The following is a 22,135-nucleotide window of genomic DNA, read 5'->3' as shown; positions in this document are numbered from 1 at the left end:
TTATGAATGAATTATAAAGTCGACTCTATCAGGTTGGTCACTACTATTCTGCCCTAGTAAGACCGTTGCTTCATAAATAACTTTCTTCAAAACGTTAAAATCACCTGGTTTTCTTATATAATAATGTGCGCCATTATCATATAATTTATTTACAATTTCAGGATCTAATGAAGTAGAGAAAATAACAACTGGAATACTTTTTAACGTATCACTTAATTTTATTTCAGAAAGACATTCGTAGCCAGATTTTCTTGGCATATTGAGGTCTAAAAAAAGGGCATCTGGCAATTGTTCTTGATTATTGAGGAGTAATTCCATTAATTCAACGCCATCGCAAACAGTTACTAAATTAATTGATAGGCTGAGCTCTTCAACAGCATCTTGAAAAAATAATCGATCATCCATATCATCGTCTGCAAGTAAAAGTTTTTCCATAAACCAACTAGTAAAGTTATTTTGACTAGAATTTAAACCAAAATTCAAATTAAATAATGAATTTATGTTTTAGAAGTCTTTTCAAAAATAGGAAAAATTATTACTATTAAATAGAACTAAAATAAATTAAGTCAAAAAATATTAACAACTGTTTAAATAGTTTTTGTACCACTAATTAAAATCTTTTAATGTTACACTAATGAAATACTGCTTTGCTTTATATATCAACACTTACCGATGATTACTTTAAAGAAATAGCTAATGAATTCTATTAAATGCACTTATTGAAACCCTGTAAAGAAAGAAAGAATAAGGTACGTAAAATGCTACTTTAAAAAATGGCTCTGGAAATTTTTGATTGCTTGAATGCAAAATTCAATATTTCAATAAAATTACTTTTTCTCAAATTTTTCAAAAATGCGCACTATAGCAGCCGTAGCTAACGCTCCTGCTAAGTAGTATCCAATAGTCAATAATTTAGTATTGTTGGTTTTTGTAACTGGCTCATCATTCAAACCAATTTTACTTGGAATATTAATAGCACCTAAACCTGCAAAAACTCCCGCTGATGCTGCTTTAGTCCATAGTTGATTTCCTTCTCCTTCAATTAAGCTGAAGTAAGCAGTATTACTAACTAAGTCACCAACTAAACTCGCTCCAGTCAATGCATCTTGGTTTTCTATATCAATACCAAAATAAGATGCAGTTTTTTGAACAGCTTCCTCTCCCACTAATTCAATTCGTGGCATATCACCATGAAGATGTTTTAATGATTCATTCAATATTGTGAGTACAATCGCGCCTCCTAAACCTGCTAATATATTATTATTGTTCATCGTTATTTTTATTACAAATTTACTACCTGGATGTTTTGAATACAATTAATAAAAATAATTATAACAACGCATCCTTAACTTTCGAAACAAATAATAAAAGCGCCCTAAAATTAATTTTAGGGCGCTTTTATAAATTATTTACTTCTTCTCTTCATTGTTCAATTTATCATCAAAATCAGGTTTTTCGCCTTTAAATTTTTGAGTATCTACATCGTAATTTTCATCATTAGTTAAAACTTCATCATGATCTTTATATTGATGTTTTCTCATATCGCTTCTATTATCTGATCCTGTTTTTTTTGAATTTTGCGGAGTGTGATTATTCGTGCTCATAATATCTTGTTTTAAATTTTTAATAAAATTAAGCAGAATCTTGACTTTTTGCGTTATACAATTCTTGTTTAATGTTATAGAATTTACTCGTTGTACTATTTCGTATGTTTTAAACAAATAAAATAATCCAAATATTAACGCTAGAAAAAATACTAAAGTTTACAATTTTTAAAACTAACAAAAATACAATCAACTAACAAACAGTTGATTAAATAATTAAATGATGTAATATTTAATTAAAATTATATAATCAGGACTACAATTGTTTAAATAATTTTGGATTAGTAAAAAGTTACGGATTATAAAAGTGGTAGACTTTTTAAACACATTACTATTAAACAAAATTTTAAAAGCAACAACTATATGGAAAATTTTCAGGACGAAAAACAGCGTGATTTGTCTAAAAACAAATCAGACGGAACTAACAAATTTTTGACAACAGATCAAGGTCTAAAAATCAACGACGATAACAATACATTAAAGGCGGGTGAACGTGGACCTTCCTTATTGGAAGATTTTATTTTAAGAGAAAAGATAACACACTTTGATCACGAGAGAATACCAGAAAGAATTGTGCACGCACGTGGATCTGGAGCGCACGGATTTTTTGAAGTAACTAATCCCATACCAGAATTAACAAAAGCAGGTTTCTTACAAACTAAAGGGTTAAAAACACCCGTATTTGCAAGAATTTCAACTGTAGCGGGTTCTCGTGGTTCAACTGATCTAGCGCGAGATGTACGAGGATTTTCAGTGAAGTTTTATACTCAAGAAGGAAATTATGATTTAGTTGGTAATAATATGCCAGTTTTCTTTATTCAGGATGCGTCCAAATTTCCAGATTTAGTACATGCTGTAAAGCCAGAACCGCATAACGAGATGCCGCAAGCAGCTTCTGCTCACGACACTTTTTGGGATTTTATTTCGTTAATGCCAGAGTCGATGCACATGATTATGTGGATTATGTCGGATCGAGCAATTCCAAGGAGTTTAAGAATGATGGAAGGATTTGGTGTACATACGTTCCGACTTATTAATGAAGCAGATGAATCCGTTTTCGTAAAATTCCATTGGAAACCAAAATTAGGAACGCATGCAGTAGCATGGGATGAAGCGCAAAAAATTTCTGGAAAAAATTCTGATTTCCATCGTCAAGATTTATGGGATGCGATCGAAACGGGAAATTTCCCAGAATGGGAATTGGGAGTTCAAATTATACCGACAGCCGATGAACATAAATATGAATTTGACTTATTAGATCCTACTAAACTCGTTCCAGAAGAACTCGTTCCTGTAACAATAGTGGGAAGAATGGTGCTCAACAAAAATCCTGACAACTTTTTTGCAGAAACAGAACAAATTGCCTTTCATCCAGGGCACTTAGTTCCTGGTATTGATTTTAGCAATGATCCGCTTTTACAAGGCCGACTATTTTCCTATACTGACACTCAGCTATCTAGATTAGGTAGTCCAAATTTCCACGAAATTCCAATTAATAGAAGTATAGCACCTACACATAATAATCAGCGCGACGGACATATGCGACAAGAAATTAATACGGGTCGTGTTAGTTATCACCCAAATTCGTTAGGCGGTGGATGTCCTTACCAAGCAAAAATAAGTGAAGGTGGATTTTCTAGTTTTAATGAGCGAATCGATTCGCATAAAATTAGAGGAAGAAGTGAAAGCTTTAACGATCATTTTGGACAAGCAAAATTATTTTTTAACAGTCAAACGGACATAGAAAAAAGTCATATTGTTAAAGCTTTACAGTTTGAGCTTGGTAAAGTTGAAACAACCGCTATTAGGGTTCGAATGCTCGGTCTTTTAGCGCAAGTAGATAAACAATTAGCTGAGAAAGTTGCAGTGGGTTTAGGAGCTACAGTTCCTGCTTCAACCGAGAAGCCAATGAATCACGGTGTATCTCCAGAAAACGAGATGGGAAGCCAAGAATCCACAACAGTAAAACAATCAATTGCTACATCTGACGCACTGACAATGCTTAAAAATCCAACAAATTCTAAGACAATTGCATCTAGAAAAGTAGCTATACTTTGTTCAGCAGGCGTTTCTGAGGATAGTGTAAACAGCATGAAAAATGCATTATTAAAGGAAGATGCTAAAGGTTTTATTATAGCACCTCATCTGGGAAGTTTGAAAACTGATAAAGATGGAGCAATTCCCGTTGACTTTAGTTTGCTTACTTCAGCGTCAGTACTTTTTGATTCGGTTTATATTCCGCACGGTCAAGATATAAAAGTGCTTGCAGAAAATGATGATGTGCAAGAGTTTTTAAATGATGCATACAAGCATTGTAAAGTTATTGCTGCTGATGGTGAAGGTCAAAAAGTTATTAAAGCTGCGGCATTAGCATCAAAGATTAGTAAAAATGATAAAGGAATTATTATGTCGGATAAAAAAGCTTCAGGTGATTTTAGAAAAGAGTTTATTACAGCAATGGGTAAACACCGTTTCTGGGAGCGTGAAGAAAACTTATATAAATAACAAAAATTAGATTTTATGAAAAATTCAGAAAAACCAAAACAAAAAGATAAAAAAGTTGAAGACAAAGACGATAAATTGATTGTACAACCAGCTAATAATGCTGCGGCAACATTAAAAGATTTATTTATCGAAAGTTTAAAAGATATATACTGGGCAGAAAATGCATTAGTAAGTGCATTACCTAAAATGGCAGCCAATGCAACTGCTGTGGCTCTTAAATCAGCAATAAATGACCATCTTTCTGTAACGAAAAATCAAGTGGCTCGATTACAAAATGTTTTTGATCTTCTTGGTGAAAAAGCTGTAGGTAAAAAGTGTGATGCTATGGAAGGTCTATTAAAAGAAGGTGATAGCATTATCGAAGAAACTATGCCCGGTGCGGTAAGAGATGCTGGAATAATTTCAGCGTCACAAAAAATCGAGCATTATGAAATAGCAACTTATGGTACATTAGTAGCCTTTGCAAAAGCGCTTGGTGAAAATGATGCTGCTAAACTCTTAACACAAACACTAGCTGAAGAAAAAGAGTCCGATACTGTTTTAAATGATGTGGCATTAAATGCTATAAATAATATAGCTGTTAAAAATAAATAATGTTTCGCTTAATAATAGCAAGCAAAAAATCTGCATAGTATGCAGATTTTTTGCTTTTTATAAGTTCCTTATTTCAGTGAAATTTACTTCTAAACTACTTATTTTTTATTCTAATACCTTTATTAAAAAGGTAATCTAATAAATATTTTTTCAACACTTTAAATAATGCAGATCCTAAATTAATTGAATTGTATTTTAATTGATTTACAACTCAGTATTTACACTTTAATGTGTAAACGTCCCCAAATAAAAAAGGGAAGATTTCTCTTCCCTTTAAGTATTACTACTTTTCAACGCAATCCACAGGACTAAATTTATATTTTACTTTCTCAAAGTCAATTGGCTCTCCTTTCACAAAATGAGAAGCTCCCATTGTTAATTGTATTTGTCCATTACCCAAGATAAGTTGGTCACCACGTTTTAAGAATGCCATTGGATTTTTAAACGTTTTTTCTTTATTGCCTCCTTGGATAAAGGTATAACTAGCAAATAAAGTATCGCCTTTAAACTCTCCAACTATTTCTCCCACTTTTGTTGGCATGTTATCAATAGCCATTTCCATATTACCATTTATTTCTCCGTCTTTGAAAGTTAGGATTTTCAAATTCAGTGTATCCTGCTCGTAAATTGCTTGGTAACATTCGGTGCTTGTTGCATCCTTAACATCCTTAACCTCGAGAGTGTTTTCACTTTTATCATTCTTACAGCTCTGTAATCCGATACAAGTTACTAGCAAACAAAAAACACCTAATTTTTTCATAGCAATTTTTATTAATTAATAATCCAGTTTATAACTATTGCTAATTTACGAAGAAATAAAATGCTTAGTATCGCTTTTGTCTAAAAATTCGTCTTAAAATAATTTAAGTCGGAGATTTAAGTTGTAGGCGCTAATAATTAATCAAAGTTAATTTAGAAATCTTTCTTAAAAATTTTTAATCCTCTAGATCCATTAAATCATCTTTTTGAAGATGTACATTTCTTGGGTACTTCTTTGCAAATGCAAAAATCAATTGCATAATATATTGATTCGTTTTATAAGGTGTTAAATGTTCTTTTACTTCTGATGGATTATTAATTACAACATCCATATCGATATAACCCATTCCGTAGAAATGTCCTTTTTCAACCCATATACAACTGCGTTCTTCTTTTGTTCGACCTTTATCAATAATAGCAAAGCTTTGTCTGCTATTTAAATAAGAATCTATGGCTGCTTGAACTTGCTCGTTGTGCTGTTCTATTTCTGGTAAATCTGTAGAATCATTCGGCGCCATAAATGCACCATCTGACAGACTTCCATACTTACAAAAGCGATTATCGATTTCGAACTTTGCAGCTAATTCTTGCAATAAATTGATCCCGCTATAAATACTATCAAAAGTTTCAATACAATTTTGATTTTTAGCTAGTTTACCAATGGCTAAGTACCGATATCCGTTTCTAGCTTCATATTCGAAGAAACCAAATTTAGGTTCAAACTTTTTTAATGCTTTATTATGAATGGGCCACAATTGTTTTATTTCGGTGCATTCTAATAATAAAGCCATTAATTCAGTACCACAAATTTCAAAAGAAATCGCGTGTATATCCCGTAAGAAATTTTGTCTTTGTGGTGTGATTTTATGCCCACCAAAATGTGATGCAACACGTTTTTTTAAATTAACCGCTTTCCCTACGTAGACTACTTTTTTATGCTCGTCATAAAAATAATAAACACCAGGTTTTTCAGGTAATTGCTCAAAATCCTCTGGTGGAAGATTCGGTGGGAGTCTTTGATCTTGAGATGTTTTCTTGATCATTTTATCCATTTCGTTTTCACTGTCCCATTCTAACAATTTAGTAAATAAAATTGCTGTTGCATCGGCATCTCCTCCAGCGCGGTGACGATTTTCTAAATCAATATCTAATGATTTACAAAGTCGGCCTAAACTGTACGAAAGCATTCCTGGTCTAATTTTTCGAGAAGCTCTTACGGTACACAATTTTTTAGCAGTCCATTTAAGTCCTGCACTTTCTAATTCGTGACGTACAAAAGAATAATCAAAATTGACATTATGGGCAACAAAAACTCGATCAGAAAGCAATTCAAAAACTTTATCTGAAATAGTATCAAAAATGGGTGCATCACTAACCATTTCGTTTGTAATACCAGTCAGCGCAAAAATAGCTGGCGGTATATGTTTCTGTGGATTTACAAGTGTTTCCCAGCGGTCAATCACTTTTGTTCCATCATGTATAATAATAGCGATTTCAGTAATGCGGCTATGACTTGCATTACCTCCTGTAGTTTCAATATCTACGATTGCGTATTCCTGATTTTTCATTTTTTTAATACTGAGTTATACTCTCGTTTGTATTTGAAAGCAAAAGTTCTCCAACTTTAATTTTAGAAATAATTTAGAATAAAATAATTATATGGTTAAACTCATTTGAATTAAATAGAACATTTAAGTTTTAGTGTAAACCTAAAAATTGTGCCACTTTTGATTTCGAATAAATTAATTAGTAAGACCAATACTGTTTTTCACTTCTTTGATGTCTCGTTTCAATTCTACAAACATATTTTTAATGGTATCACTTTCTAAGGCTTCTGTTTTTCTATCGCTTCGGGCAATGCTACATTGGTATTCCCAAATTTCTAAAATATCAGACGCTTTGACTTCATAAGGCGGATAGAAATAATTATCAGATGCTACAACTAAAGCATTTTTCTTGTTCTTATTCAGTCTTTTATAAACCATCCCTTCGCTCCTAGTAATCAAAATATAAGTTTTGCCATCTAGAACTTCGCCTAATCGTTCTACATAACTACCCACAATAATATCGCCGTCCTGATGTGGTGGCATAGAATCCCCTTCAACCGGAAAACCACGGTATTTACCTACTCCTAAAAATGGTAAAGAAATTTGCTGTAATTGTTCGATATATTCAGGATCAGCATACCCATTTAGATATCCTGCTTTTACGGTTTGAGTCACTACTTCAATGCGGTTTTCTCCCATTTGATCTACTTGAATGGGTAAAATCAATCGGTTATTTTCGAGTTTTAATAAATCTCCCACTTCAATTTTACGCACATCAACAGATAATAATAAATCAATACTAATCTGGTAATACTGCGCCATTTTCTTGAGGATTTCATAGGGCGCTTCTGAAGTTCCATCTTCATACTTCACATAACGTCCCCTAGTAATCATAAGGCTTTCGGCTACTTTTTCCTGTGAGATTTTATGCTTCACACGCAGGGCTCTGATATTGTCTGAAAATAATGACATAACGACTTTGTTATAATTTGTAACAGCAAATATAGCTAAAAATGTTATTATCTGTGCTAATTTTGTAAACTAAATAAAAGCAAATGGCACGGGCAATTGTACACATGGATCTAGATACTTTTTTTGTATCCTGCGAAAGATTAACCAACTCTAAATTAAATGGTTTACCGTTGATTATTGGAGGTGGAGAACGTGGTGTTGTGGCTTCTTGTTCGTATGAAGCTAGAACTTTTGGCGTTCGTTCAGCCATGCCTATTAAAATGGCACTTCGGCTTTGTCCACAAGCAAAAGTAATGAAAGGAGATATGGAATTATATTCTAAATTATCACATGATGTCACTCAAGTGATCGAAGAAAAAGCACCTATTGTAGAAAAAGCCAGCATTGATGAATTCTATTTAGACATTACAGGAATGGATAAATTTTATGGTTGTTACCAATGGACAAATGAACTAGCACAATCTGTTACAAAAGAAACTGGATTACCCATTAGTTTTGCTTTATCGGTGAATAAAACAGTTTCTAAAATTGGAACCGGCGAATCAAAACCAGTAGGAAGATTAGAAATTCCTGAATCTATGGTGCAACCTTTTTTAAATCCGCTTTCAATCCAAAAAATTCCTATGGTAGGCGATGTGACTTTTCAATTATTATCGCGCATTGGCATTCGAAACATACAAACACTTTCAGAAATGCCCGCTGAAGTATTGCAACGAATGATAGGCAAAAATGGTTTAGAACTATGGAAAAAAGCCAACGGAATTGACAATAATCCTGTTGAACCTTACACAGAACGTAAATCAATTTCGACAGAACATACTTTTATACAAGATACAATTGATATTAAAAATCTAAAATCAATCTTGATAGGTATGGTGGAAAAATTAGCTTTTCAATTGCGATCTGAAGAATGGCTTACCTCAACAGTGGTCATAAAAATACGTTATGCAAATTTTGATACCGAAACAAAACAAGCTAAAATCGCCTACACATCTGCCGATCATACACTCACAAGAGCGGTGACTGACTTATTTGATAAATTATACCAACGCCGAATGCGGTTACGATTAGTTGGTATTCGCTTCAGCGGTTTAGTTCGCGGTACGTACCAAATCAATTTATTTGAAGATACAGAGGAAATGCTCTCGCTTTATCAAGCGATGGACAAAATGAAAAGACGTTATGGTTTTGATGCAATTAATCGCTGTGCTGGCGCCAACTTAAAAACAAAACAGAAAGATGTACCTTAATTGTCATTCCTATCATAGCCTACGTTACGGCACTATTCCATTAACTGAGTTAGTGCAACTTGGGGTGCAATCTAATGTAAAAGCGATGGCGCTAACGGATATTAATACCGTTACTGGAATTTATGATTTTATAAAAGAATGCCAAGCGGTAAACATAAAACCAGTTGTAGGGATCGAATTTAGATACAATAACAAACTGCTTTACATTGGCTTAGCTAAAAATGCAAAAGGTCTTGCTGAAATGAATCGGTTTTTGACTAAACATAATTTTGATGGAACTCCCCTACCCAATTCCGCACCACAGTTTGAAAATGTTACTGTAATTTATCCCATCGAAAATGCTCCTGATAACTTTCGAAATTTTGAATTTTTAGGTATACGTTCAGAACAACTTTCGCTGCTTTTTCATTCGAAATGGAAACAAAAAGCAGATAGAATGATCGTTATACAACCGGTAACATTCCGCACTAAAAAAGAATTCAACCTACATAAAATATTGCGTGCTATTGATACTAACATTATTTTATCAAAACTTACTGAGGCTGATTATTGCACAACTTCAGAGATGATGATTCCACTAGAAGAACTGTTAATGAAGTTTAATGAATATCCCCAAATTATTAGAAATACAGAAAATATCATTGAAGAATGCAATTTTGAATTTGAATTTAAAACACCAAAAAATAAAACCAATTATACGGATAGTAGCGATAATGATATCCAACTCCTAACTAGTCTTGCCAATCAAGGATTAGTAAAAAAATATGGCAACAATAATTCATTGGCAAAAGCCAGAGTGGAAAAGGAATTAAAAGTCATACATGAGTTGAAATTTAGTGGTTATTTTTTAATCACTTGGGATATTATTCGATATAGCAATAGCATGGGTTTTATGCACATTGGTCGCGGTAGTGGAGCTAATAGCATTGTGAGTTACTGTTTAGGAATCACTGCTATTTGTCCGCTTGAACTCGATTTATACTTTGAGCGTTTCTTAAATCTCAACCGCAAAAGTCCACCTGATTTTGATATTGATTGGAGTTGGAAAGAACGGGATATGATTCTTGAATATATTTTTAATCGATATGGTCGAGAACATGTCGCTTTTTGCGGAACGAATGTAGAGTTTAAATACCGTTCGATTTTTAGGGAAGTCGGGAAAGTTTTTGGTTTACCCAAAGAAGAATTAGATGCGCTTGCTAAAAACCCAATGCAACTGCACGACACTAATTCGATAGTTGCATTAGTACAAACATATGGAATGTTGCTCGAAAAATATCCCAATCAACGCAGCATGCATTCTTGTGGTATATTAATTTCTGAGGAACCTATTACAAACTACACGGTTTTAGAAATGCCTCCTAAAGGATTTCCCATCGTACTTTTTGACATGCATGTTGCTGAGGATATTGGTTTTGAAAAATTTGATATTTTAAGTCAGCGCGGTATTGGTCACATCGACGATTCAGTAAAATTGATCAAAAAAAATCGAGGTATTGACGTTAATATTCGAGACACCGAATTATCAAAAAATGAATCAAAGTGCAATGAATATTTAAGTATTGGAAACACTATTGGCTGTTTTTATATAGAAAGTCCTGCTATGCGAGGTTTATTGCGAAGACTAAAATGTGATAATTATAAAACATTAGTGGCAGCTTCCTCTATTATTCGTCCTGGTGTTGCTCAAAGTGGGATGATGAAAGAATACATTTTTAGGCACAATCATCCGGAACAATTTGAATATTTTCATGCCGTTTTCAAAGAGCAATTAGGCGAAACCTACGGTATTATGGTGTATCAGGAAGATGTGATCAAGATTGCCCTTCACTTTGCAGGCGTTCCCGCATCTGATGGTGATATTTTACGTCGAGCTATGAGTGGCAAAGGACGTTCAGCGGCTGCATTACAAAAAGTAAAAGACAACTTTTTTGCTTGTTGCCAACAAAAAGGCCATCCAGAAGCGCTGAGTCAAGAAATTTATCGGCAGATTGAATCCTTTGCAGGTTATTCCTTTTGCAAGGCGCATTCCGCTTCTTATGCTGTAGAAAGTTATCAAAGTTTGTTTTTGAAAGTGAATTATCCCGTAGAATTTATGGTGGCAGTTATCAATAATCAAGGTGGTTTTTATCGTACAGAAGTGTATGTACACGAAGCAAAAATGTCAGGTGGAATTATAAATACTCCTTGCGTAAACAACAGTGATTATGAAGCAACTGTTTACGGAATTCAAGTCTTTCTGGGTTTGATGCATCTCGAAGGGCTTGAAGCCAAAGTAGCGCATCATATTGTTCTAGAACGCGAAAAGAACGGAAAATACAAATCGCTAGAAGATTTTATCAATCGCATTCCAATAGGGATTGAGGGAATTCAATTATTGATTTTCATTGGTGCTTTTCATTTTACAGGTCAAACAAAAAATCAATTACTAGTTATAGCACGATTGATATTAGTGAATTTTAAACCTGAGAATCGGAATCTAATGTTAATTCAAGAACCGGTTAAGGAATACGAGCTCCCCGTACTAGAACGCTCTTCATTTGAAGATGCTTTTGACGAAATAGAACTATTGAGCTTTCCTGTTTCTTGTTCGCCTTTTGACTTACTCCAAACGAAATATAGAGGAGATGTGTTGTCTAAAGATTTATTGCAGTACCACAAGAAAACGGTCAAAATGCTAGCCTATCTTATCTCTCGAAAACACGTTCCTACTAAAATAGGTGCTATGTTTTTTGGCACTTGGGTTGATGCCGAAGGACATTTTTTTGACACAGCACATTTTCCTAATAGTTTAAAGCAATATCCTTTTCAAGGTGGTGGTTGCTATTTACTATTAGGCACTGTCGAAGTCGATTATCACTTCCCTACTATTACTATTTCTAAAATGGCAAAAATGCCTTTTATACCTGATCCGCGTTATTCTAATTCTAATGAAAGACAATACAAAACCCATCAGCAAATTAAGGAAGATGTAAGTATGACTAGTCGGGCGCCTTATCCTCAAGACATCAATTTACCACGGCATAAAATGAGTGTTAAATAAGGTTTTAAATTAAGAGTAGAAGTGAAAATGAGAATATTTAATCAATTAACAAGTTATTCTATTTCATTATATATTGCTGCAAATCGTTGGTTTTGATTGAAGAACATTAGCACTTTTCTATCATAAAACATATATTTGTTATTACTATAAAAGCCCCTTAAAACAATAAAATGGATCAGGATAAATTTATTTTCTGCCTCGAAGCCGTCCCAGACATAGAAACTCATACCACCACTGAAGTAGTTAAACATTTAGAGCTATTAGCCATGAATCAAGGTGTAACAAGTATTTATAAAACTTGTGATACTATTGAAGGATTAGAAGAAAGTTTAGGCGCTTTATTGTACGATGATCATAATTTTAAAGATTACGAAATCATCTATTTAGTAATGCAAGGTCAAGAAAACTCTATTTGTATTCACGATTATTATTACAGTCTGGAAGAAATAGCGGAAATTTTTGAAGGGAAATTAAAAGGCAAAATTGTACATTTTGCAAATGAAAAAGTTTTAGACTTAAGTAACGATGAAGCACAGTATTTTATTGATGTAACTGGAGCACGTGCTATTTCAGGTTATGGAGCAGAGTCTGATAATGTGAGTAGTATTCATCTAGATAAAGTGTTTTTTAGTTTGTGCCAAGAGGACGATGATTTAACTCAAGTGGTTGAAGAATTACATCAGAAATTCTATGCGATGTGCAAACTCCTTGATTTCCGACTTTATTATTAAAATAATTCCTTCATTAGTACTAAATCTTATTCATACAAATATTAAGGAACATCATCTTGTTTAGGATTGTTTTTTTTATGGTATTAAAATACACTATCTTCTTATAAACTTTTACATTAGTATCCTATCATTCTACAAAGGATAAAAAAAATCTATTCCGTAAATTAAAGCTTTCAAATTTCATTTTGGGCTAAAAATCAATTCTGTTAATTCTTTTATAGAAAAATTAAAACCTCATCGCTTCTATTTTTAGATTCTAAATTATAATGAGTCAAATCTTGAATCTTTATTCAAAATAGTTTCTAATACATAAGATCTACTTCTTTCAATGTATTCCAAAATAATGAGATATCTACTGAAACTGAAATTTCATTACTAAATAGCATTTGAGTAGAATCGATTTTCATTTTTCAGAAATATTATAATCAAAATATTACAAAGTAGTATATTCTCTTTTTACTTGAATAAATTGTTTACGGTCAGCAACTTAAACTTTTTATAGAATTATTGTATTTATTTAAAGGTGTGAACCTTGTCTTTGAAATATAAAATATGTTCTCGAGCACATTTTTTTTACTTTTGCTTGTCTTTAAAATTATCTTTATATACATTTGTTAGATAATATCCATTTAAATGAATTTTACTGTTAAAAAAAAGCAATAAGTACTAATTATAGCTATAATATAAGCATAATATTTAAAAGATATTTTCTTACATAATTAAACGATTAAAAAAATAAGAGCAGTCAAGTCTTTAAAAATAAAATTGAACAAAATAATACCTTAAATAATCAGAAATGAAACAACTTTACACTTTATTACTACTATTATTATTAATAACTACCAGCACCTTCGCGCAAGTAAATACTACTTCTGGATCTTGGAGTGCTATCGGAGATGTAGTATTTCCGTTACCAGTAATAACGAACGATGCTGATAATGGAGATGGTATAGGGGACGGTGCCTTATTGGTAAATGGCCAGTCAGTTGTTGCAGGACAAGGAGCCGCATATACTTTTGGTGGCGCTATGCAAACAGGAAAAACAATATCAATTAGCACCTACACTTACAACCCCAATTTATCCTATGTGTATTTAAAAATTGAATTGTGGAGAAAAAACAACAATATTTATACTAATTTAAGCACAGCATCGCCAACCATTCAGCATGCTTCAAATGCATCACCAGCTATAAAAACTGTTCTAAACTACACTCCAACGGCTGCAGACAATGGTGGTGAGTTACAAATACGATATATAAGAAACGACAATGGTGCAACAGCTAGAGACTTCGCTATTGATAATTTAATCTTATTAGATAATATAACAGTAGCCGGATCTTGCCCATTTACAGTTAATCCTGACTTACAGTTAATACCATCGAGTACAGTTATTGAAGATCAAATTAAACTGAGTGTAAGAAAGTTTTCTGATAATTATTTAGGGACAAGCGCACCCACTCCAGCAAACTTAACTACTGCCGTAACTGCTTATGACGCTTTAAATATAGTTGTGTCAGGAGGGAGTATTACCGGTAAAGAATTAACTTCTTTTCAAGGGTTAACATTTTTAAAAACTTTTGCACAATATTTAAAATCTAACCCAACCAATCCAGATCCTAGAGATATTAAAACCAAATTCACCAATACGGTTTGGTGGGTTTCAAAACAATTTTGTGAAAAAAATGTGGGCACTACTCCTCCATTCCCTGTAGATGTTCAATTGTATGATTATGAGGATTTTGCTAGACCAGCGGTTTTATTTAAAGATATTCTAGATCAACAAGTACAAAATCTATTTGCGTATACATTATATAAAAATTCCATTCAATTTGAGCATTTTTGGTCTCCAGTTTACGACTCTGCCTATCAACAAGCTAATGGCGCAATTATTACCGATGTAGTATATAACATAGGAGATGTAATATTAGCATATAGTTTATGGCAAGACACTCCAGAGGAACGTTATAGATACATGCGAGCTTATAAAAGATACATGAATCGCTATTTTTCCTATACAGTAGGAACAAATGATGGTATAAAACCAGACGGAACAGGTTTTCACCACTGGGTAGCTTATAACGACTATATGTATTCGTTTAACACCGCAGCGGATATATTATCTTATCTAACTGGAACGGATTTTCAAGTTGAGGAATCGAATTATAAAGTTTTCCGTGATGCTTTTTACGCTCAATTTATACAGTCAAATGACTATAATTTCAATGGCGGTCCAACAGGCACACAACGCACTGGTACTCAACCTATGTCAACATCAGGACGAAACCCTCAAACCAGAACTAATACACTTTCTAAAGATTCATTTAAAAGATTAGCAATTGCCGGAGGCTCTATTTTAGGATTATCAACTGCTGATCCATTTCTAGCAGGAATGTACAATAGGATATTTGGTACAGATGCACAGTTCAGTTACAGCACAAAAGCAGCTTTTGAAGGCGGTTTCTTCCAATTTAATCATGCAATGGCGGGTGCTTTTAGATATGAAGATAAAAAAACTCTTGTGTTTACCAAAGGATTCTCTGACAACATGTGGGGAACTGAAGCTTACATAAATCAAAACAGATACGGTCGTTACCAAAGCTATGGTGCAATAGAAGTTATTTATCCGGGCGATAAAACTATTGGAAACGGTCAAGATCTTACTATTACTACTTCATCTTCTGCATGGGATTGGAATTTCAATCCTGGCACAACTGTGATTAAATTACCGTGGTCTGACCTGCATGCAGAAAAAGGACGTATCGACGAATTACAGCAAAAAAGATTTGTAGGATCATTGAGTTTAAAAAACAAAAACAGTGAGCTATTAAATAAAATTCATGGGACTTTTGGTATGTTCGCCATGGATTTTAAAGAGGCGACAGGTCAAGGATTTTCAACAGTTTATGGACCAGAAAAACACAACAACACATTTCAATTTAAAAAATCTAATTTTTTCTTTGATGATATAATAGTTTGTCTAGGATCAGACATTACTAATAGTAACGCTGGAACTAATGAAACTGTAACTACTTTATTCCAAAGAATGGACAATAAAGGAATTAGTGTAAACGCAAATGGAACACAACAAACCTCAGGAACAGTTACTTATAGCAGCGCAAGTGCAAACAACTATTTTGTAGATAATTACGGAACAGGTTTTTATTTAGTTTCTAATAATGACAATATTGTTATAAAAAAAGAAGCCCAGCAAACTCCTAACCAAAATCAAACGTGGACAAGTTCACTTACACTTAGTGCACCTCTTAATCCTATAGTTGATTATTGGACTGGATATATTAATCATGGAGCAAATCCTACTAATAAAGGGTATGAATATGTTTTAAAACCTAATAGCAATTCTTCAGAAATGCAAGCATTAGATTTAGCTGTACAAAGTTCAAGCAAACCTTATGTAGTTCGCCAAAAAAATACTACTGCTCATATTGTAGAGCATATTGCAAAAAAGATTTGGGGATATGCATTTTTTAATGCAGCCAGCAATTTGACTTACAATTTTGTTAACGAAGTAAATGGTTCTTGTTTATTGATGACACAGTTCGATCAAGCCAATGGTTCTTTACTACTGTCTATTGACAATCCAGATATTGGCTTTAAAAGTAAACTAAATGACCCATCAATTCAAGTTACAAGAGAGGTAACATTATTAGGAGAGTGGTCATTAGGTAACTCTTATCCTGGTGTTGAAATGATATCTTCAAATACAACAAATACCGTAATTAGATTCACGCTTGTCGACGGATTAGCAAAAGAAATAGTTTTAACTAATGCGATATTAAGCACGCAAGAATTTGATAAATCAGGTATAACAATTTATCCTAATCCTGCTAAAGAAATTGTTACTATCAATGGTATTGAAAGTAATATTGTTAAAACAGCGACTATCATATCTATTTTGGGTCAGCAAATAAAAACAGTTAATATGCCTGGTAATCAGATTAATGTTTCCAACATACAAGAAGGTATATATTTTTTAAAATTACATCTTGAAGATAATAGAACAGTTACTAAGAAGCTAATTATTAAAAAGTAATCAAATAAAAAATTTAAGTGTATCAAATTTGTTTTAACTACAATACCTCCATATTAAATACTGCAACATTTATTAGCTAAAATGAAACATGATAAGCTAAAGAATATATAGAAATTTAAAAAGTACTTTATGTTATTGATCCAATTTAAATCACAAAATTTTACAAAAATAGAGTGCATAGTACATTAAAAAAGGTGGTGAACCTTTTTTAGTAGTAGCATAGAAATTAAATTTTAACCTTATCAAATATTAACCTATATAAAATAAAATTATGAAGAAAATTACTTTTATGCTGTTAGCAATTGCTAGTTTGACAGCAACAACACAAGCTCAAAATAAATATTTGAACTTTATACGGTTGAAATCAGATAATACGGTCTCAGGAGCTCGTCTTACAATAGCAGATAGTCCTGACATAAATGTTACAACAGCATCTAAAACTATTACTTTTAAGATCAAGATTCCTACAACAGTAAATACGCCTACTAATTTTGCAAAACTAATGGCTAAAAACGATACAAATATTGATGGTACTTCAGGATCATATGGAATTACTTTTGGTAGTAAAGCAACAACAGCGCCAAATTCTCATAATGATATGAGATTAGTAGCTACCGCAACTACAAAAGTGTACACAAACACAGCAAATCCACCAGTAAAAATTGCTCAAATAGGAAATAATAATAATGATAAAATAGCAACTACTCTTAATGATGGTAACTGGCATCATTTAGCTTTAGTATTAAATGATACGGATGGTCTATCAAGACTGTATTATGATGGAACTTTACTTATCACTTCATTTACACCAGACGCAGGAGGTCCTATAAACATGACAAATATAGCTCCACTTGTTTTTGGAGCATCTAATACTGGTGGTGGTGGAGTTAGCATGAGCATCGACGACATTCGCATTTTTACTGCTGCTTACACTTCAAGTCAAATAGCATCCGATATGTCAGCGACAGTAGATTCTTCAACACCAAATTTAGTAGCTAATTTTGATTTTGAAGATTCAGTTAATGATGCTACGGGAAGAAATACGGCTACTTTAAATTCAGGCGGTGATAGTGGAACTGCAATTAAGTCTGGAGACGCGATGATTACACTCTCAACTAAAAACAATATTTTAACTCAAGGTATTTCGGTGTATCCTAATCCTACTAATAGCGTGATTAACATCGTGCAATCAGATAATGGCATGGATATTAAAAATGTAACGCTAACTAATGTTGCTGGTCAGCAAGTTTACTTCAAAGATTCGGCTAAAGCGATTGATGTAAGTAAATTTTCTAAAGGTTTATATATAATGAAAATTGAAGCCAAAGATGGTTCGATTTCAACTACGAAAGTATTAGTGGAGTAAATAAAATAGTATACATAAAAGAAGTAATCGCAAAATTAAAAAGCGAGTTAAAAAATATTTTTTAGCTCGCTTTTTTTTATTAGCTAAAAATATTAAAGAAAGCTGCTTTAAGAATTCTATTCCATGACAATTATTTACAAAAAATGTTCTCGAGCACATTTAACGTAATTAACTTGTTTAAATTAAAAGGTTTTCGTAATCTTGTTAAACAATTATTATTATACACGTATTATAATCGTTAATTAATCACTTTTAAATGAACTAATTAGAAGTTCATTATTTATTAAAATGTAAGAAAAATTACAAACAATAAATTATTAAAAAATATTTTAGCGCAGTAAAAAAGGGACGGCCTAACTTTTGTTTGTGCTCTACCCTATTTAAAGACTTGATCAAGTTATAAATGTATAGTAATTTAGATCATATCTCATAAATAAACACTAGATCCTATTTAAACCAACCAATAGAAAATTAAGAAAATTATGACTAAGAATTATTCATTTTTGACCTCCAAGAAAAAGGAAGCCGTTACAGCACTGTTTTTTTTGACATCCTGTATCAGTTTTGCGCAAAGTGATTATAAACCAGCCGTTGAATCTTTTGAGTCTGAAAAAGGTTTAAGTGCTTACCAAATTACAAATGGAAAAATAGCCCGCAGTGAAGCGCACAGAAAATATGGAAAAAATTCTCTACAATGGGAATGGAAAGATAAAAGCTCCATTGGAACTTCAAAATTTAAAATTTTAACTGCTGAAGAAAGCCCTTTAGAATACGGCCTTTTTTTTCCTTCAAGTCCAACTTTGCAGATGTCAATCTATAATGAAGTAGCTCAAAATGGTAAAATCACTGTTTCATTCGAAAAAAATGGTAAAAGAGAAGTCTATTTTGATTTGCCGCTTTCTTTTACAGGATGGCGCACTATATGGGTTCCTTTCTACGAAATGCAAGGTAACACTCCTAAAAAATTAGCTCAAGTTGACTATGATTATTTTAAAATAACTTCTTCAACTCCTACTGGAAAATTATTTTTCGATGATATAATCTATTCTCAATATCAAGATGATCGACATGCGTACCCAGATGAGATTGTTCCCTTTATCAAATCAAAATTAAATCTTGGAGAAGATCATTGGATGCCATTAATAAGCAACTACGACCGCATAAAAAACTTAAAAACAGAAGCTGTTACCGAAGCTGTTAGAAAAGATTTAAAAAAAATAGAGTCAACTATTGAACAAAATTATGAAGCAGATAAAAAATCTAAACTAAATTTAAAGTCGCTTCGCGAAGATTATAAAAAATTAAATCTGGTAGATAATGGTAAAACAATTTTAGGTCCGCCATTAACTTTTAAAGCCACACAAGATTATTACGATGAAAGTCAGCAAGGAAAGCAAGTTTTAACTGATGTTCAAGACTTAGGTAAGACCTTAAAAAAAATAGCAAGCTCGTATGAGAAAGGAACAGCTGCTGAGAAAGAGGAAATGAAAACAATGTTTTTAAATGGAACAAAATATTTTCTTGATCAAGGTTGGCAAGCGGGGTCTAATGGTGGGACAAGACATCATATTGGTTATAATGTTAGACAAATTACGGAAGCCTTTTTCATTATGCGTCAAGTCCTAGATGATAATGGTTTACTGGCTGAGGTTGGAGCAAGCTTACATTGGATTTTTAACATTGGATCACTTTTAGATAATCCCGAAAATTTTCACGTAAATATTGATTATTTAAATACGCAATCATATTATCATTTAATGCTCATATTTTTGTTTGAGAAACAAGAGATGCAAGCTGCAATGGTACAAGCCTATTCAAATTTTATCAACATCACATTAGCACAACAAAAGGAAGAATGGGGCTTTAAAGTAGATGGTACAGCATGGCATCATAATGGAAGTTACCCTGCTTACGGACTTGGAGCATTTCAAAACGTGCCTAAAGTAATAAAGACTTTATCTGGAACAAAATTCCGTATTGGTTCTGAGGGACATCAAAATTTTAAATATTCTTTTTTGACTTCTAGAGCTTATAGCCAATTGTATAATTGGGGATTTGGTAATGCTGGACGTCATCCTTTAGAAAATAACGGTATCTATTCGTTGAAAAATGAGTTTTTAGAAATGGCTTATGCAGGTAATCCTGAAGGCACATCGGCGATTGATAAAGATGTTGCTGAAGCATACTTAAGACTATGGGGCAAAGAAGACCCTAAAACTACAGCATCATTTGCAGAAAAAGGATTATATCCAGAAATATTATCAGGTTATCGTTCCTTACCTTACGGCGCTACGGCTATTCATAGACGTGACGATTGGGCAGCAATTATTAAAGGATACAGCAAGTACGTGTGGGCTTCAGAAATATATGTGAAAGCTAATAGATACGGTAGATATCCAGCAAACGGTACTATTCAGTTGTTAAATTCTGGAGGTGAAGAGGCAAGTGGATTTGTACAAGAAGGTTGGGATTGGAATAGATATCCCGGTTCTACAGTGATAAATTTACCCTTAAAAGAGTTAGAACCGAAACTACCATTGATTATGTTCCGTTCTAATGAATCCTTCGCTGGTTCGATTGTATTAGGGCAAGATGGAATTTTCGGAATGATTTTAAATGAATCAAAAGGCACAAATGCAGACGGTAATGAGTCAAATCTAGGCTTTCCAGGAAAGCTAACCGCTAAGAAATCAGTGTTTTCTTTTGGTGGAAAAATGATTGCGATAGGAACGGATATTTCTAGTATCGATACGAAGAATCCAACGCAAACCAATATTTTCCAATCCTCCTTGAAAGATACTAAGGCTCCTATAATGACAGCTTCAGAAACTATTACTAAATTTCCCTTTGAAACTGAGCTAAAGAAAAATAAAAAATCATCAAATTGGTTAATTGATCCTTATGGAAATGGATACAATGTACTGTCTAACAATTCAGTACAATTCAAAAAAGCTTACCAACAATCGTATCATAATGAATATTCTATAAATACTGGAATAATTGAAGATCCTGTTAATGGAGCTCGCGAAACTTACGGGGATTTTGCTTCTGCTTGGATTGATCATGGCACTTCACCAAAAAATGCATCATACCAATATGTTATTTATCCGTTTTTGAGCAAACAAAATCAGAATAATTTCGGTAAAATAGCTGCAAACGATAAGTCATTTGAAATTAAAAGAGCAGATGGTATAGCGCATATAGTCTTAAATAAAGAGACAAATACAACAGGTTTTGTAATCTTTGGAGCTAACCAAACTTTAGACAAGGAAATTATAAAAGAAGTTTCTTCTCCTGCTTTATTAATGGTTAATCAGAAAATTAAAAATGAATTGACTATTAGCGCAGTTCAACCTGATTTAAATTTCCCAGAATACAAGCCAGGGAAGTACAGAAATTATAGCCAGCCAGTAGAATTGAAAATAACAATTGTAGGGAAATGGAAAGTATTTCCTGTAGATTTTATTAAAAATATTGACACTTCTGGAGACAATACTATTATCACGTTAATGTGCGTGGATGGTTTGCCAAGAGAGTTTAAACTTAATAGATAGTAAGAATAAATTGTTTGTTAACGATCGCAAATCCCTGTAATACGGGATTTTGCGGTTGTTTAAAATAAATAATAAAAGATTCCATACTATTTTAGACCAGTTGTATCAATACCCTAATATTAGATTTAACTTTATACACCCCACAAAAGGTGGTTACAT

General features: G+C 32.9%; 14 protein-coding genes. 8 read left to right on the top strand and 6 right to left on the bottom strand.

What is annotated here, in order from left to right:
* The 3 genes from RCH19_RS09060 to RCH19_RS09050 form a co-directional block, all read right to left on the bottom strand.
* Nucleotides 1-435 carry a response regulator gene (locus tag RCH19_RS09060; protein ID WP_343022950.1) on the bottom strand — a complete coding sequence of 145 codons (435 nt, stop codon included), beginning with the start codon at nucleotides 433-435 and terminating at the stop codon, nucleotides 1-3.
* Nucleotides 436-827: 392 nt separating this feature from the next.
* Nucleotides 828-1,271, bottom strand: a complete 444-nt coding sequence (locus RCH19_RS09055; protein WP_121926595.1) for a hypothetical protein — start codon at nucleotides 1,269-1,271, stop codon at nucleotides 828-830.
* Nucleotides 1,272-1,409: 138 nt separating this feature from the next.
* Nucleotides 1,410-1,604 carry a hypothetical protein gene (locus RCH19_RS09050; RefSeq protein WP_121926594.1) on the bottom strand — a complete coding sequence of 65 codons (195 nt, stop codon included), beginning with the start codon at nucleotides 1,602-1,604 and terminating at the stop codon, nucleotides 1,410-1,412.
* Between the two features lie 363 nt (nucleotides 1,605-1,967).
* On the opposite strand from RCH19_RS09050, the gene RCH19_RS09045 reads away from it, so the two are divergent.
* Nucleotides 1,968-4,109, top strand: a complete 2,142-nt coding sequence (locus RCH19_RS09045) for a catalase (RefSeq protein WP_343022949.1) — start codon at nucleotides 1,968-1,970, stop codon at nucleotides 4,107-4,109.
* A 15-nt stretch (nucleotides 4,110-4,124) separates the two neighbouring features.
* The gene (locus tag RCH19_RS09040) at nucleotides 4,125-4,703 is read left to right on the top strand and encodes a ferritin-like domain-containing protein (RefSeq protein ID WP_343022948.1); all 579 of its coding nucleotides are present in this window, start codon (nucleotides 4,125-4,127) and stop codon (nucleotides 4,701-4,703) included.
* A gap of 283 nt (nucleotides 4,704-4,986) precedes the next feature.
* Here the strand turns inward: RCH19_RS09040 and RCH19_RS09035 are convergent, their stop codons facing one another.
* The 3 genes from RCH19_RS09035 to RCH19_RS09025 form a co-directional block, all read right to left on the bottom strand.
* Nucleotides 4,987-5,463, bottom strand: coding sequence for a hypothetical protein (locus tag RCH19_RS09035; protein WP_343022947.1), 477 nt, complete (start codon nucleotides 5,461-5,463; stop codon nucleotides 4,987-4,989).
* Between the two features lie 175 nt (nucleotides 5,464-5,638).
* A complete protein-coding gene (locus RCH19_RS09030; protein WP_343022946.1) occupies nucleotides 5,639-7,030 on the bottom strand; it encodes an exonuclease domain-containing protein in 1,392 nt (463 codons plus the stop codon).
* A gap of 174 nt (nucleotides 7,031-7,204) precedes the next feature.
* Nucleotides 7,205-7,981 carry a helix-turn-helix domain-containing protein gene (locus tag RCH19_RS09025; RefSeq protein WP_343022945.1) on the bottom strand — a complete coding sequence of 259 codons (777 nt, stop codon included), beginning with the start codon at nucleotides 7,979-7,981 and terminating at the stop codon, nucleotides 7,205-7,207.
* Between the two features lie 83 nt (nucleotides 7,982-8,064).
* On the opposite strand from RCH19_RS09025, the gene dinB reads away from it, so the two are divergent.
* The 6 genes from dinB (at nucleotide 8,065) to RCH19_RS08995 (ending at nucleotide 21,976) form a co-directional block, all read left to right on the top strand.
* Nucleotides 8,065-9,231: a DNA polymerase IV gene (gene dinB, locus RCH19_RS09020; RefSeq protein ID WP_343022944.1), complete on the top strand. Its 1,167-nt coding sequence runs from the start codon at nucleotides 8,065-8,067 to the stop codon at nucleotides 9,229-9,231.
* On the top strand, nucleotides 9,221-12,274 hold the full coding sequence (dnaE, locus tag RCH19_RS09015) for a DNA polymerase III subunit alpha (protein ID WP_343022943.1): 3,054 nt from the start codon (nucleotides 9,221-9,223) through the stop codon (nucleotides 12,272-12,274). Before dinB ends, dnaE begins: the two co-directional genes overlap by 11 nt.
* 170 nt (nucleotides 12,275-12,444) lie before the next feature.
* Complete coding sequence (locus RCH19_RS09010; RefSeq protein WP_343022942.1) at nucleotides 12,445-13,005, top strand: DUF6642 family protein; 561 nt, start codon at nucleotides 12,445-12,447, stop codon at nucleotides 13,003-13,005.
* A gap of 796 nt (nucleotides 13,006-13,801) precedes the next feature.
* Entirely contained in the window at nucleotides 13,802-17,056 is a 3,255-nt protein-coding gene (locus RCH19_RS09005) for a polysaccharide lyase family 8 super-sandwich domain-containing protein (RefSeq protein ID WP_343022941.1), read from the top strand.
* Between the two features lie 271 nt (nucleotides 17,057-17,327).
* On the top strand, nucleotides 17,328-18,422 hold the full coding sequence (locus RCH19_RS09000; RefSeq protein WP_343022940.1) for a T9SS type A sorting domain-containing protein: 1,095 nt from the start codon (nucleotides 17,328-17,330) through the stop codon (nucleotides 18,420-18,422).
* Between the two features lie 482 nt (nucleotides 18,423-18,904).
* Nucleotides 18,905-21,976, top strand: coding sequence for a chondroitinase family polysaccharide lyase (locus RCH19_RS08995; RefSeq protein WP_343022939.1), 3,072 nt, complete (start codon nucleotides 18,905-18,907; stop codon nucleotides 21,974-21,976).
* The last annotated feature ends 159 nt before the right edge of the window (nucleotides 21,977-22,135 follow it).

Origin of the sequence: Flavobacterium sp. PL12 (genome assembly GCF_039123485.1) — a bacterium.
Classification (GTDB): Bacteria; Bacteroidota; Bacteroidia; order Flavobacteriales; family Flavobacteriaceae; genus Flavobacterium; species Flavobacterium weaverense.
The sequence above is the reverse complement of the archived record's forward strand: the minus strand, read 5'-3'. Positions and strand labels throughout refer to the sequence as shown.

Coding starts and splice junctions, on each gene's coding strand:
- RCH19_RS09005 (WP_343022941.1), top strand. CDS start 13,802: ATGAAACAACTTTACACTTTATTACTACTATTATTATTAATAACTACC.
- RCH19_RS09045 (WP_343022949.1), top strand. CDS start 1,968: ATGGAAAATTTTCAGGACGAAAAACAGCGTGATTTGTCTAAAAACAAA.
- RCH19_RS09010 (WP_343022942.1), top strand. CDS start 12,445: ATGGATCAGGATAAATTTATTTTCTGCCTCGAAGCCGTCCCAGACATA.
- RCH19_RS09050 (WP_121926594.1), bottom strand. CDS start 1,604: ATGAGCACGAATAATCACACTCCGCAAAATTCAAAAAAAACAGGATCA.
- RCH19_RS09000 (WP_343022940.1), top strand. CDS start 17,328: ATGAAGAAAATTACTTTTATGCTGTTAGCAATTGCTAGTTTGACAGCA.
- RCH19_RS09030 (WP_343022946.1), bottom strand. CDS start 7,030: ATGAAAAATCAGGAATACGCAATCGTAGATATTGAAACTACAGGAGGT.
- dnaE (WP_343022943.1), top strand. CDS start 9,221: ATGTACCTTAATTGTCATTCCTATCATAGCCTACGTTACGGCACTATT.
- RCH19_RS08995 (WP_343022939.1), top strand. CDS start 18,905: ATGACTAAGAATTATTCATTTTTGACCTCCAAGAAAAAGGAAGCCGTT.
- RCH19_RS09025 (WP_343022945.1), bottom strand. CDS start 7,981: ATGTCATTATTTTCAGACAATATCAGAGCCCTGCGTGTGAAGCATAAA.
- RCH19_RS09060 (WP_343022950.1), bottom strand. CDS start 435: ATGGAAAAACTTTTACTTGCAGACGATGATATGGATGATCGATTATTT.
- RCH19_RS09035 (WP_343022947.1), bottom strand. CDS start 5,463: ATGAAAAAATTAGGTGTTTTTTGTTTGCTAGTAACTTGTATCGGATTA.
- RCH19_RS09040 (WP_343022948.1), top strand. CDS start 4,125: ATGAAAAATTCAGAAAAACCAAAACAAAAAGATAAAAAAGTTGAAGAC.
- dinB (WP_343022944.1), top strand. CDS start 8,065: ATGGCACGGGCAATTGTACACATGGATCTAGATACTTTTTTTGTATCC.
- RCH19_RS09055 (WP_121926595.1), bottom strand. CDS start 1,271: ATGAACAATAATAATATATTAGCAGGTTTAGGAGGCGCGATTGTACTC.